Origin of the sequence: Sphingomonas sp. BAUL-RG-20F-R05-02 (assembly GCF_022662305.1) — a bacterium.
Taxonomy (GTDB): domain Bacteria; phylum Pseudomonadota; class Alphaproteobacteria; order Sphingomonadales; family Sphingomonadaceae; genus Sphingomonas.
This window is the reverse complement of the sequence record NZ_JAKNQH010000002.1, coordinates 197950-210884: the sequence shown is the minus strand read 5'-3', so window position 1 is coordinate 210884 and position 12935 is coordinate 197950. Positions and strand designations below refer to the sequence as shown.

The 12935-nt window shown below is 64.8% G+C and carries 12 protein-coding genes; 9 read left to right on the top strand and 3 right to left on the bottom strand.

Going from position 1 to position 12935, the window contains the following annotated elements:
* The first annotated feature begins 9 nt into the window (after positions 1-9).
* From rfbB to L8F97_RS05920, 3 genes are read left to right on the top strand one after another with little or no spacing between them, the layout of a single operon-like run.
* On the top strand, positions 10-1074 hold the full coding sequence (gene rfbB / locus L8F97_RS05930; RefSeq protein ID WP_242147510.1) for a dTDP-glucose 4,6-dehydratase: 1065 nt from the start codon (positions 10-12) through the stop codon (positions 1072-1074).
* A 14-nt stretch (positions 1075-1088) separates the two neighbouring features.
* Entirely contained in the window at positions 1089-2249 is a 1161-nt protein-coding gene (locus tag L8F97_RS05925; RefSeq protein WP_242147508.1) for a glycosyltransferase family 4 protein, read from the top strand.
* Between the two features lies 1 nt (position 2250).
* Positions 2251-3468, top strand: a complete 1218-nt coding sequence (locus L8F97_RS05920) for a glycosyltransferase (protein ID WP_242147507.1) — start codon at positions 2251-2253, stop codon at positions 3466-3468.
* A gap of 27 nt (positions 3469-3495) precedes the next feature.
* On the opposite strand, the gene L8F97_RS05915 is transcribed toward L8F97_RS05920, so the two are convergent.
* Positions 3496-3747, bottom strand: coding sequence for a glycosyltransferase (locus L8F97_RS05915; RefSeq protein WP_277924812.1), 252 nt, complete (start codon positions 3745-3747; stop codon positions 3496-3498).
* A 21-nt stretch (positions 3748-3768) separates the two neighbouring features.
* Entirely contained in the window at positions 3769-4596 is an 828-nt protein-coding gene (locus L8F97_RS05910; RefSeq protein ID WP_242147505.1) for a DUF1972 domain-containing protein, read from the bottom strand.
* Between the two features lie 513 nt (positions 4597-5109).
* On the opposite strand from L8F97_RS05910, the gene L8F97_RS05905 reads away from it, so the two are divergent.
* Genes L8F97_RS05905 through L8F97_RS05895 form a run of 3 tightly spaced genes read left to right on the top strand, consistent with a single transcriptional unit; the run spans position 5110 to position 9216 of the window.
* Positions 5110-5664 carry a polysaccharide biosynthesis/export family protein gene (locus L8F97_RS05905; RefSeq protein WP_242148251.1) on the top strand — a complete coding sequence of 185 codons (555 nt, stop codon included), beginning with the start codon at positions 5110-5112 and terminating at the stop codon, positions 5662-5664.
* A 35-nt stretch (positions 5665-5699) separates the two neighbouring features.
* Positions 5700-7037 (top strand): outer membrane beta-barrel protein, encoded by a 1338-nt coding sequence (locus L8F97_RS05900; RefSeq protein WP_242147503.1) that lies wholly within the window; start codon positions 5700-5702, stop codon positions 7035-7037.
* Between the two features lie 46 nt (positions 7038-7083).
* A complete protein-coding gene (locus L8F97_RS05895) occupies positions 7084-9216 on the top strand; it encodes a GumC family protein (RefSeq protein ID WP_242147501.1) in 2133 nt (710 codons plus the stop codon).
* A gap of 72 nt (positions 9217-9288) precedes the next feature.
* On the opposite strand, the gene L8F97_RS05890 is transcribed toward L8F97_RS05895, so the two are convergent.
* Complete coding sequence (locus L8F97_RS05890; protein ID WP_242147499.1) at positions 9289-9945, bottom strand: hypothetical protein; 657 nt, start codon at positions 9943-9945, stop codon at positions 9289-9291.
* 139 nt (positions 9946-10084) lie between these two features.
* On the opposite strand from L8F97_RS05890, the gene L8F97_RS05885 reads away from it, so the two are divergent.
* The 3 genes from L8F97_RS05885 to L8F97_RS05875 are packed head-to-tail and all read left to right on the top strand — an operon-like array spanning position 10085 to position 12833.
* On the top strand, positions 10085-10720 hold the full coding sequence (locus tag L8F97_RS05885) for a response regulator transcription factor (RefSeq protein WP_242147498.1): 636 nt from the start codon (positions 10085-10087) through the stop codon (positions 10718-10720).
* Positions 10717-12456: a CHASE3 domain-containing protein gene (locus L8F97_RS05880; protein ID WP_242147496.1), complete on the top strand. Its 1740-nt coding sequence runs from the start codon at positions 10717-10719 to the stop codon at positions 12454-12456. The genes L8F97_RS05885 and L8F97_RS05880 overlap by 4 nt, the downstream gene beginning before the upstream one ends.
* Positions 12453-12833, top strand: a complete 381-nt coding sequence (locus tag L8F97_RS05875) for a response regulator (protein WP_242147493.1) — start codon at positions 12453-12455, stop codon at positions 12831-12833. Before L8F97_RS05880 ends, L8F97_RS05875 begins: the two co-directional genes overlap by 4 nt.
* Positions 12834-12935: the final 102 nt, after the last annotated feature.

The following is a 12935-nucleotide window of genomic DNA, read 5'->3' as shown; positions in this document are numbered from 1 at the left end:
GCAAACGCTATGACCACCATTCTCGTGACCGGCGGCGCCGGCTTCATCGGCGCAAACTTCGTGCATCACTGGCGCAAGGTGAACCCGGACGATGGCATCGTCGTGCTTGATGCGCTGACCTATGCGGGCAACCGCGCCAATCTCGACGGGCTCGATCAGGTCGATCTCGTCGAGGGGGATATCTGCAATACCAATCTGGTCGGCAGGTTGCTTCGTGAGCGCGGGGTCGACACGCTCGTCCATTTCGCCGCCGAGAGCCATGTCGACCGTTCGATCACAGGGCCGGATGCGTTCGTCACCACCAACGTGGTCGGCACGCACAGCCTGCTGAAGGCGGCGAAGACGGCGTGGCTGGACTCCGGCACCGGCCGTCCGCACCGCTTCCACCATGTCTCGACCGACGAAGTGTACGGCTCGCTCGACCCCGACGATGCCGCCTTCAGCGAGACGACGGCCTACGCACCGAACTCACCCTATTCAGCGTCCAAGGCCGGGTCCGACCATCTCGTGCGGGCCTATCACCACACCTACGGCCTTGAGACGACCACCAGCAACTGCTCGAACAACTACGGCCCGTTCCAGTTTCCCGAAAAGCTGATCCCGCTGTTCACGCTGAATGCTCTGTCCGGCCGTAACCTGCCGATCTACGGCGACGGCATGAACGTGCGCGACTGGCTGCACGTCGAGGACCATTGCTACGCGATCGAGCTGATCCTGAAGAAAGGCCGCGTCGGCGAGGTCTACAACGTCGGCGGCGGGCAGGAACTGCCCAACGTTGCGGTGATCGAGGAGATCTGCCGCGGTGTCGACGCCGCCTTCGCCGCCGATCCGGACCTTGCCAAGCGGTTTCCCAATGCACCGGCGGCAAACGGCGGGTCGAGCCTTGAGCTAAAGACCTATATCACCGATCGTAAAGGGCACGACCGCCGCTACGCGATCGACGAGACCAAGATCCGGGGCGGACTCGGCTACGAGCCCAAGCGTGATTTCCCGCTAGGGTTCGCCGAGACGCTGGCCTGGTACCTCGCCCGCGAGGATTGGTGGCAGCCGCTGCTGCGCCGCGCCGCGCTGTGAACCGAATGGGGGACGTGGTCGCGACAGAAGCGCCGTCGATCCTGTGCGTTCACCCTAATCGCGAACTTTACGGTTCCGATCGCACGTTCCTGCAATCGGTGCGGGCGCTGCGGGAACGGTGGCCTGCGGCACGGATCACGGTGGTGCTGCCCGGACCCGGCCCGCTGTCTGAACCCATGTCGGAGATCGTGAAGGATATCCGGTATCAGGACATTTTCGTGCTACGCCGCAGTGAGTTCGGCCCGCAGTTCCTGCTTCGCTTGCCCGCGCTGATCGCGGCGGTACGCCGTGCGCGGCGTGCGATAGCCGCACATGACCTCACCTATATCAACACGGTAGTGGTGCTCGATCATCTGCTGGCGAGCCGGTTGCAGAGCAGGCGTGTTCTCATCCATGTCCACGAACTGCCGACCGGCGTGGCGCGGATCGCGTTTTCCGCGCTGCTGTGGCTGTCGCGCAGTGTGCTGGTGTATATTTCCGACGCGACCCGTCGCGGCTTTCGCTGGCTCGACGCGAAGCCCGCCGTTATCGTCTGGAACGGTACGCGCGCCGTGCCGGTCCTGTCTCGCGGGGTCAGCGCCGGGCCGTTGCAGTTGCTGCTGATCGGGCGTTTCAACGCCTGGAAAGGTCAGCCGCTGCTGCTCGACGCGCTTGCGCTGCTCGAACCGGAGGAGCGCGCGCGGCTGGCGGTGCGGCTGGTCGGCAGCGCCTACGAGGGGCAGGACCACTTCGCCGACGCGATTAGCGATCGTATCGAGCGGCTGAATCTGCAGGATTGCGTCACGGTGATGCCGTTCACGCCCGATCCTGCCGAACACTATCGATGGGCCGACGTGGTCGCGGTGCCCTCGACCGAGCCCGAGCCATTCGGCCTCGTCGCGATCGAGGCGATGGCAGCAGGTTGTGCGGTGGTGGCTGCGGGGCATGGCGGGCTTGCCGAGATCGTTGTCGATAGGGTGACCGGGACGCACGTCACCCCCGGTAGCCCCGCAGCGCTGGCGGCCGCGATACAGCGCTATCTTGCCGATCCTGCGCTGGCGGTGACGGAGGGCCGGGCAGGGCAGGCGCGTTTCGCCGAGTGTTTCGATGAACGCCTCTACATGCGCCGCATCGCCGATGTGGCCGCGACGATGCTGGCCGGTCAGGCGCCCGCGCCGATCGCGCAGGGGAACTGACATGGTCGCCGACAAGCGCCTGATCGTCCTGACCAACGATTTGCCGTATCCGCCCAATCACGGCCACAAGGTGGATCAGTATCATCGCTGGCGCGCATTTGCCGCACAGGACTGGCGGTTGCGGCTGATCTGCTGGCGGTCGCCCAACGATCCACCGGTTTCACCCGAGGACGAACGCGTGTTGCGCGACACATTCGAGGCGATCGACGTGTTGCCAATCCCGCACAGCCCGCGCGCGCTGGCGGCACGGATCGCTCGGCTCGGCCGCTACCCCAGCCATGTCGCCTCGCGCATTCCGGATGCGGCGACGCGGAAGCGGCTGACCGGCGAGGCGATGGCGTTCGCACCGGCGGCGGTGGTGATCGACAACATCTATGGCTGCGTGCTCGGCGAGGCGCTCGCGCGGGCGTGCGGGGTGCCGGCGATCCTGCGCGGCCATAACATCGAACATCGCTATCTCGCCCAGCAGGCGGCGGCGACCACCAGCCTGCGCTCGAAGCTGGCGTGGACCATCGCGCGATTTGGCCTGGAGCGGTATGAAGACGCGCTCGTGCGTCGCGTCGCCTGGACATTCGATATCTCCGCCGACGACGTGGCGTTCTGGCGCGGACGCGGGATCGAGCGGATTTCGTGGGTGCCGACCGTCTTCCCCGATGCCGGGGCGGTGACGATCCTGCCACCGGCGGAAAAACGCTGGGACATCGCCTATATCGGCAACCTGCGCCTGCCTAACAACCTGCGCGGCATCGGCTGGTTCATCGATGCGGTGTTGCCGCATCTCCGGGCGGCGCGGCCGGGTCTCAGCATCGTGTTCGCGGGTGCCAACCCGAGCGCGGCGGCGTTGGCGATATTCGCGCGCGCGCCGAATATCGAATTGATACCGAACGCGCCGAGCGCCGACGGGATTCTGGCGAACGGCCGCGTGCTGATCAATCCGATCCTGTCGGGTAGCGGCGTCAACGTGAAGTCGATCGACATGCTGCGCTATGACGCACCGATCGTCACGACGACCATCGGTGCGCAGGGGTTCGGCCCGGAGGTCGACGGGCAGTTCCAGGTACACGACGATGCAGCCGGCTTTGCCAACGCGATCGTCTCGGCGCTGGCCGATCCGCATGCGCCGGCAGGACGTGCCGAGGTGCGCCGGCTGTTCGGCGATGTTGGCGTCGCCAACCAGATCGCGCTGATCGCGCGGATCGCGGGTGTCCCGGTCGACTAGCGGTTGTCCGGACCGGCAGGAAGGGCGTCAGTCCGACCATTTCTCGATCAAGGCTTCGTATTTCGACAGCACCATGTCCCAGGTGAACTCTTCCCGCCAGCGCGCAACGGCGGCGGTGCGCAGTTCGGCGCGCAACGGCTCGGACGCGATGATCTGGTCCATGAGGTCGGAAATCTGATCCTCCGATGCGAAGTAGAGCCCTGCGTCCGCGGCGACCCATCGATTGAAGCGGTTATCATGCGCGATGATGGCGTTGCCCGCGCCGAGCGCCTCGACCAGCGACGGGTTGGTGCCGCCGACCTAATGGCCGTGAAGATACGCCGCGCTGTGCGCCCGTAGCGCGTCGACCGTGAGCCGTTCATAGATCGCACCGGGCATGATCACTTCCGGGCCCGCCGCCTCAAGCACCGTCGCGTGATAGGGGTTGGCGCGGTCGTATTTGCCGAGCAGCACCAGTTTGACACCACGCTTCTTGCGAGAGAATGCGCGAACGATCTCCAGAACGGAATTCTCCGGCTCGGGCCGGGCGATCAGCGTGAAGAAGCGGTTGGGCTCGATCCCGAAGCGCGCGAGCGGTGCGGTCGGCCGGTCGACCAACCGATCGCCACCATAGGGGATCACCACCGTCTTGGCGCGCGGCGCGCGGGTGGCAAGGTGATCGGCGATCGACGGATGATCGGCGATCAGGGCGTTGCCCGACAGTGCGGCCAACCGCTCGTTGACCCACAGGAACACGCGCGGCCCGACGGTGTATTTGGCGCGCTTCCACTCCAGCCCGTCCATGTTGATGAGGTTAACGCGCCGCCGCGCACGCAGATAGCCGCTTAGGAAACCGGTGTTGTATCCGAGCGTCAGGATCGTGCCGGGAATCTTCAGCGAGTCCGCCGCAGAGGCGATGTCGAACTGGATGGTCCCGAGCGGCCCTTTGGCCCTCACCGGCATGTGGATGCGGCGAATGCCCTCCCACTCGTCCTCTTCGCGCTTGCCGCTGGCGGAACCCTGGCAATAGATGGTTACGGTCCAGCCGCGATCACGCAGCCAAAGCGCGAGGCGTTCCGCAAACGTCTCGAACCCGCCGTGCGCGGCGGGGATGCCGCGGATGCCGAGGATGATGAGCGATCGCGTCATGCCGGAACGCTGCCGCACACCCGTGAGAGGTGCGCGCGAGACACCGTGGTGCACAACTGGCCGGCAGCGTTATCCCGTATGCGGCACCCGTCCGATCCAGGCACAAAGACGATCTTCAAGGCGACTCTTCTTCAGAACGGGACACCGGTAAAACCGACCGCGACAAGCTCGACTGGTACCGAAAGTATGGTTGCGTGTTGCGCAGCCTACTTACCGGACCGAAGCCTATGGTGGTGAGATTGTGTGCCGTCAAACCTGTGCGCGGAGCATCATCGCGTTACATCGAATTGCGATGCTGCCGAACATGCTGGTTGATCTTCGGTTCACGACACACAGGCGCGCGTTGCGATCGGCAGGTTTCGCGTACGCCGGTTGCGCGACCCGCGACGCTGCGCCGCAACAAGATGGCGCGGTATATTGCCTGCCGTACTTGGCTGTGCCAATTGTTGCACAGCACAATTCGCGCCGCAGAGCGCTGTGACGGGAGCTTTAGTGGGAATCCGATCAGCGATAGTGTTGTGCGTCCTCGTCCTGGTGGCAGGGTGCGGCGGGCACGGCGGCAACGTCATCTCGACGGGCGAATGCTACGTCTCCGATCGATCGGGCGTCACCGATTACCGGCTTGGTATCGGTGACAAGGTTCGTATGTCTGTGTTCCGTGAGCCCGACATGTCGGGAGAGTTCTTGGTCGGCCCCAACGGCACGATGGCGCTGCCGCTGATCGGGGAGACCCCCGCGCTTGGGCGGCGGGTCGAGGACGTGGCCAGCGATGCCGCCGCCCGGTACGGCGCCGGCTACCTTCGCAACCCACAGGTCAATATGGAAGTGGTCGGCTTTCGGCCGTTCTTCATCCTGGGTGAAGTCACCACGCCGGGACAATATCCTTACTCGATCGGCTTGACGGCGTTCAACGCGATCGCAACCGCGCAAGGGTTCACGCCCCGTGCTGACCGCTACACGGTTCATATCCGGCGTGAGGGTGCGGCCGTGGAGGAAACCTACCAAGCGATGCTGAACCTGCGGATCTATCCGGGCGATACGGTGCGTATCGGGGAACGCTTCTTCTGATCGGTTGCAGGCCCTCAACGGAGGGTTGCGGCCGCTTGATTCGGTCGGGCATCGTTACGGGCGTTGACTCACTTGGCAGGGCGCTGGCTACGCGGCTGCTGATCTGTGCGGCGTTGCCGGTGTTGGTGGTCGGCTCCGCGCAGGCTCAGGTCGGCGAATCCTTATTGCTTCCGCCGGTGATCCCACCGGGCTTCGACCGTGGCCGCAACCAGAGCGTGCTCGAACTGCCGCGCAAGGCGTATGATCCGGTCGGGATTCGGATCAATTCGTTCGATCTGTTGCCGTCGATCAAATCCGGGGCAGGTGCCACTTCGAATACCTATTACACCGTTGACCCCGTCGCCTCGACATTCCTGACCACGACCCCAGCCGCGGAACTGATTTCGCGCTGGAACCGTCATCAGTTGATGCTGTCGGGAACGGGCACGTTTCGACAATATATCGGCCAGCCGCGCCGTAACGAGACGACCTGGCAGACCGACGCGCGGGGCCGCGTCGACCTCGGCCGCTTTACCACCGTCACGCTCGAGGAGATTTCGGCGCAGCTTACCGAAAACCAGTTCTCGGGCGAAACGGTGCCGACCGTGGCCGCGCTGTCGCGGTATCGCCGCGACTTCGTCAGCCTGCGCGCGGTCAATCAGGTCGGGCGGATGCGGCTGACCTTCGCGACCGACTATGCACTGTTCCGCTTCAAACCGCTGCCGTTGCTAGCCGGCGGAGTCCGCAGCCAGGAAAACCGCGACCGCAACGTCACGCGCGCGACCGGTCAGTTCGAATATGCCCGCTCGCCCGATCTGGCGTTCTTCGTGCAGGCATCCTACGCGGATCAGGCGTTCAAGACGCAGTTGAGCGCGACGCTGCCGAACCTCGGTTCAACCGCATATCGCGTGCTGAGTGGGTTCAATTTCGACGATCCCGGGTTCGCACGCGGCTCCGTCGGCGTCGGCTATACGCACCAGACCTTCACCGCGCCGAACTACAAACCGGTCGGCGGTGTTTCGGTCGAAGCGAGGGTTGAGGTCTTCCCATCCCGGTTGACGACCGTGCTGCTCGGCGCGCGCCGGACGCTAGAGGTCACCAGCCTCTATACCGGTGGTGCTTACTGGAATAACCGGCTCACGCTGCGGGTGGATCGCGAGATCTGGCACAGCGTCCTGGTCGACGTGATCGCGGAACGTTTCAAGCAAAGCTACATCCAGTCAGGCCTGACGGCGAAGTCCTATCAGCTAGGGCTCGGCGCGCAGTATCTCTCGTCACGCCGGGTCGTGGTCGATGCTTCGCTGAAGTACGGCAACCGCAGCGCCGATTCGACGATCCTCGGAAATCCCTTCGACGAAATCCGTAGTGAGATTGGTTTGACCTTCCGGATTTAATCCCGTCTCCGGAACAGAACGCTTGTAGCAAGGTAACAGGACGCTCATGGAAGTCAGACAGGAAGCCGGGCAGTCCGAGGCGCAACTCGCGGATATTGTCGAGATGGTTCGCGACACCGTCATGCGTCGGTGGCCGGTGCTGCTTATCGTTTTCCTGGCCGTGTCGGCATTGGGTATCGCCGCGGTGCAGTTTCTGCCCGTGTCCTACTCGTCCGTCGTCAAAGTGCGCATTGACCCGACGCTGAACCCGCTCGCCACCAAATCGGCGGACGGCAAAGCCGAGCTTACGTCCGAGGCGATCGAAACCGAGGTCGCGACGATCCAGTCGCTGTCGCTCGCGCGCGGGATCATGCAGCAATTTCACCTGGAGAACGATCCCGATTACGCAAAGGTGCTGACGGATAGCGGCACCGGTCCGTCGACCCCGCAAAACCGTGAGACGCTGCTTGCTAACGCGGTTCTGAAGAAGCTTTCGGTTCAGCGTGAAAAACTGACCTACATCCTCGACGTTGCCTTTACGTCGCCCGATCCGATCAAATCCGCGCGCATCGCCAATGCCTTTGCCAAAGCGTACATTGCGGCGAAGATCGGCAACAAGGCGGGTGCGGCCGAACGCCAGTCGCAATGGTTCGAGCGTCGCCTGAAGGAGCTCGCCGACGATGCCCGCGCGGCCGATGCGCAGGTTGCCGATTATCGCGCCAAGGCCGGCATCGTCGAGAGCGACGGCGGCAACTCGAACGGCAGCACGATCACCGATCAACAGATCGCGCCGCTCGCCGGATCGCTCGCCACCGCGCAGGCCGATGCCGCCGCCGCCCAGTCGGACCTCAACGCGGCACGCGGCCAGACCGCACGCGGTGCGCGCGATTCGGTCAGCGGCGTGCTAAGCTCGTCAGTAGTGCAGGATCTGCGCCGCCAGCGCGCGGAGCTGGTGCGCAACCTAGCCGAGATCGGCGTGCGGTACGGCGACCGGCACCCGGAAACGATCCGCGTGCGCGACCAGCTTGCCGGTATCGATACGCTGATCCAGAACGAAGAAAGTCGCGTGATGTCGTCACTGGCGGCAAATGCCGCCTCCACGCAGGCGCGCGTTACGAGCTTGAAACACGCGATGACCGATCTGGAGTCCAAGCGGGCGAACGACACGCGTAGCGCCGTGATCGCCGATGGCCTGGAGCGGGAGGCGACCGCGAAGCGTGCACTGTACGATCGCATGTCGCTGATGGCGCTCGACAGCATGCAAGAGGCACGCGTCTCCATGGCGCCGGCCGAAGTGGTCGAGGTCGCGCAGCCGCCAGCCAAGCCGACCAGCCCGAACAAGCTCTTGTTCTATCCCGTCGCGCTGGTGCTCGGCCTGATCGCGGGCGGCGTGGTGATCGCGGTGCAGGAACTCATGGCGGGCGGCTTGCGTTCGGCCGAGGACGCCGAACGCACGCTCGGCCTGACGATGCTCGCCGCGATCCCCAAGGTCGCGAAGGGTGTCAATCCGGCCGATCTGCTCATCACCGAACCGACCTCGTTCTTCTCGGAATCACTGCGCATCGTGCGCGCGGGGGTGCTGGGGCAGCGTGGCCAGGTGACGCCGAAGGTGATCGCGCTCACCTCTGCCTTGCCGGGCGAGGGCAAGAGCACGACGGCGCTGGCGTTCGCGCGCACGCTTGCCATCGCCAACGCCAAGACTCTGCTGATCGAATGCGACATCCGCCGCGCCGTCATGCAGCGCATGGTCAAGGGCGCGCCGCCGCGCACTGGTCTGGTCGAGGTGCTGCACGGCGATGCGAGCGTGGACGAGGCGATTGTGCCGGGCGACGTGCCGGGGCTCGACCACATGCTGGTCGTCTCGCGCTATTTCAGCTCGGAGGATATCTTCGGCGGTGGCGCGATGGACCGGCTGCTCAACGAACTGCGCGGACGCTACGATCACATCGTGCTCGATTTGCCACCGTTGATGGGTCTTGCCGACGGCCGTTTCCTGGCGGCGCTGGCGGATGCGACGATTCTGGTGGTGAAGTGGGACGATACGTCGGCGGCGGCGGCCTCCTCCGCGATCAACTGGCTGCGGACCGACGGCGCCAACCCGATCGGCATGGTGTATGCGATGGTCGGGGCGGGTGCGGAAGGTGTCGGCGGCTTGTACTACTACTCGCGCAAATACGCCGGATATTACCGGAACGCGTGATCGGGTGGTCTGAGCGCGGTTGGCGCAGACCCTGACCCGGGCCTCATCGGAGCCGCCCGATCGACGGCGATGTTAAAGAAGCGGTCCCGCTCCATACCGGGCGAGGTCATCGTGTTCGATCTGGTCCAGGACAATTCGGCTCGCCGCTACGGCAGCACCACGCGCGGAAATGTCCTGCTCAGCGGCACGCCATGCCAGGCTGAGGTCCGTATAGCCGAGCGCGCCGGCGATACCCGCGAGCCGGTGCGCTTGATCGTTAGAGACCATCTCTTCTGCCAGCGCCGTGCAGAGCGTGTCGGCAAACCGTGCGATCATGGCCGCAGCGTCGCGCGCGCCGAGCAGACGGACCAGCCGATAGAACGGGGAGAACGGCGCAACGCGCAATGCGTGATCGCTCAAGGCCCCTGTAAAGACCTCGATCGCAGCCATCAGCATGGCCGAATCCCCAGGCGGCAACAGGGCACTTGATCCGGGCCAGCGTGCGTCGCCATGCTGGAGTACGGGCACGCCGGCGGCGGGCAGTGCGGTGCCCCGCAGTCGGGCGAGTACGTCGGCAGCGCCCACCGCGCGCGAGTCGAGAAGCACCAGCGCGACATCCGGCGTGAGCGCACCGATCGCCCGATCAGGATCGGCGGTGATGGTGGTGCGCCAACCATTCGGCGTCAGCAAGCTCGCCCATGTGCGGCACAGATCGATGTCGTCGCTGAATAGAATGGCGGCGCTGGTCACATCGGCGGCTTCTCTGGGGCGTTGTGCGGCGATATCGGAGGAATATCGGCTTGTCCTCACAACGTCGCTTGATCGTTTTGGCAATTTGGACAAGAATTGCCCAGTAAACAAGGTCATATAATAAAGCGAAAGGGCGGTTATGGTCGCGGCGCGGCGGCTTCTGGTGGCGGACGATCATCCGCTCATCAGCAACGGCATACAACTCGCCGTGCATTCACGCATTCCGGACATTGCGATCGACACGACCACGACGATCGCCGGTGCGCGCGCGCTGATCGCGGCACATGGCGGTTATGATCTGGTCCTGCTCGATTTTCGCCTACCCGACGCGCGTGGTTTTTCCGGGTTCTTCGAGTTGCAGCAGGATCTCGGAAACCGGCCGATCGCGATCATTTCGGCAAGTGACGACACCGCGCTGGTCGCTGCCGCGCGTGCGGTCGGTGCGTCGGGGTTTCTGTCCAAGGCGGACTCGCTCGACGCGCTGGTTGGTGCGGTTGGCGCGCTGCTTGCCGGTGAAAGGGTGTTTCCGCCGGTTGACAGCGGCGCGCTAGACTCTCTTCAGAGGCGGCTTGCCACGCTTTCGGTGTCGCAACGACGCGTGCTGGTGGCGCTGGTCGAGGGGCGGCTCAACAAGCAGATCGCGGGCGATCTCAACGTCACAGAGGCGACCGTGAAGGCGCACCTCACCGCGATCTTCCGCAAGATCGGTGTGCAGAACCGCGTGCAGGCGATCCTAACGATGCAGCCGTTGCTCAATCCGCAACATTCCCTGTGAACGACATCCCGGTTCTCACGCCAGATTGGGAACCGAAGCTGTGGCGGACATTCGGTGTCGCCGCCGCACTGTCACTGGGACTGTTCCTGCTCGCCGCCGTGTTTGGGGTGGAATACGACCATTCCACCCAGACCTCGGCAAACGTAAATCGCACGTATCGGGAACGGGTCGAGATCGACACGTTGCTCGCCGCCCTGCGGGACGCCGAGACCGCTCAGCGCGGCTATGTCATCACCGGCGATGCGGCGTTTCTCGTCCCCTACCGCACCGCACGGGCAGGCTTCGAGCGGCAGGCGACCTCGCTTGGCGAGACGTTTCGCCATCTACCGGGCCAACAACGCAGGCTGGCACGGCTGCGCGAGCTTGCCACGGCCAAGTTCGCCGAAATGGAGAAGATGAGCGCGCTACGGGCAGCGCAGGGGCTCGATGCAGCCGCGGCAGGCGTTCGCGAAGGCGAGGGCGCGCGGCTTATGTCTGCGATCGGTAACATACACGCCGCGATGGTCGACGAACAGAATCGCTTGCTGCGCGGTGGCCTCGCTCGCCAGCGCACGCGCGTGGCCGCGACGCGCCGGATGATCTGGGAACTGGTGCTGACGATGGCGGTCAGCGCGTTCGTGCTCGGCTATCTGTTCTGGCGCGCTCGCAGCCACGCCCACAGTCTTGCGCTGAAGGCGGTGCGTTTCGGCATCCATCAGAACGCGATCTTCAACGCCGCGCAGGATGCCATCGTCCTGCTCAATCCGCATGGATGCATTGAAACGGTGAACCCTGCCGCAGAACGCTTGTTCGGCTATGCAGCGCCCGACCTGCTGCGGCGCGATATCGCTGTGCTGGTCGACCTCGCACCGGGGAAGGGACTGTTTCTTGATCGGCTCGGCTATCGTGCCGAAGGGCTGGCCGATCCGTTCCGAACGCAGTTGCACGCGCGGCGGCAGAACGGTGCGCTGCTTCCGGTGGAGGCGTCGCTCGGTGCGATGGGGTTGCCTGATGGCACGCATGTCGTCGTCGCCTTCCGCGATGTCAGTGAGCGTGAGCGGGCAGAGGAACTCCGAGCCCGCTTCCTCTCGACCGTGAGCCACGAACTGCGCACGCCGCTGACTTCGGTGATCGGTGCGCTCGGGCTTTTGCGCGGCGGCATCGTGGCCGGCGTGCCGGCGGAAGCGCAGCGGCTGGTGGCGATCGCCGAAGCCAATGCGACCCGGCTGATCCGGCTGGTCAACGATCTGCTCGATATCGAGACGCTGGAGGCGGGCGCGATGCGTTTCGACTTCCAGTCATTCGATCTGCGGGGCGCGATGGCGGACGCCATAGAGACGATGCGCGGTCTGGCCGAAGGGCGCGGCGTTGCGCTGCGACTTGAGACCGGTGAGAGGCCCGCGATCGTGGACGGCGACAGCGACCGCTTGGTGCAGGTCGCGAGCAACCTGTTGTCGAACGCCGTCCGCTTTTCGCCAGAGAACGGCGCGGTGGTGCTATCATTGGAGGTGACGCTCGCGCGCGCAATCGTATCGGTGCAGGACGCGGGGCCGGGAATCGATCCGGAGCTCGGCCGGAGACTGTTCACCCGCTTCGGGCAAGGTGCCCGCCCGACGGGGGCATCGGCGGGATCTGGGTTGGGGTTGACCATCGCGCGCGAGATCGTGCGGGCGCATGGCGGTCGTATTTGGCATGCTCCGTCCGAGCAGGGGGCACGTTTCTGCTTCGAACTGCCGCTGTGGAGCGGTGACGCATGAACATTCTGTATGTCGACGACGAAACGGACATCCGCACGATTGTGGCGTTGGCATTCCGGCTCGACCCTGGTCTTGACGTCAAGATGGCAGAATCCGGCCCGGATGCCCTGCGCATCGTTGATGCGGGCGGCTGGAAGCCGGATATCGCCATGATCGACATGATGATGCCGGGCATGTCGGGGGCGGACCTGCTCAGCGCCTTGCGCATGCGCGCTGGGCTGGAGGCGCTGCCTGTGATCTTCGTCACCGCGAGCGCACGCCGCGACGACATACGGGCGTATCTCGACCGTGGCGCGAACGGCGTCATCACGAAGCCATTCGATCCGATGTCGCTGGCACGGACGGTGCGGCGTCGCTTCGCCGAGATCTCCGCCTAGGCATCGAGGTGCCGAATCGACAGGTGGAGGAGCGCATCTAAATACCGTGCCGCGATGACGCTGTGACGTCATGACCTACGTGCGGCTCGTTCTGGCTTTACG

Excerpts from the sequence above, each read along its gene's own strand:
- rfbB (WP_242147510.1), top strand. The coding sequence starts at position 10 with ATGACCACCATTCTCGTGACCGGCGGCGCCGGCTTCATCGGCGCAAAC.
- L8F97_RS05885 (WP_242147498.1), top strand. The coding sequence starts at position 10,085 with ATGGTCGCGGCGCGGCGGCTTCTGGTGGCGGACGATCATCCGCTCATC.
- L8F97_RS05910 (WP_242147505.1), bottom strand. The coding sequence starts at position 4,596 with ATGACGCGATCGCTCATCATCCTCGGCATCCGCGGCATCCCCGCCGCG.
- L8F97_RS05920 (WP_242147507.1), top strand. The coding sequence starts at position 2,251 with ATGGTCGCCGACAAGCGCCTGATCGTCCTGACCAACGATTTGCCGTAT.
- L8F97_RS05875 (WP_242147493.1), top strand. The coding sequence starts at position 12,453 with ATGAACATTCTGTATGTCGACGACGAAACGGACATCCGCACGATTGTG.
- L8F97_RS05895 (WP_242147501.1), top strand. The coding sequence starts at position 7,084 with ATGGAAGTCAGACAGGAAGCCGGGCAGTCCGAGGCGCAACTCGCGGAT.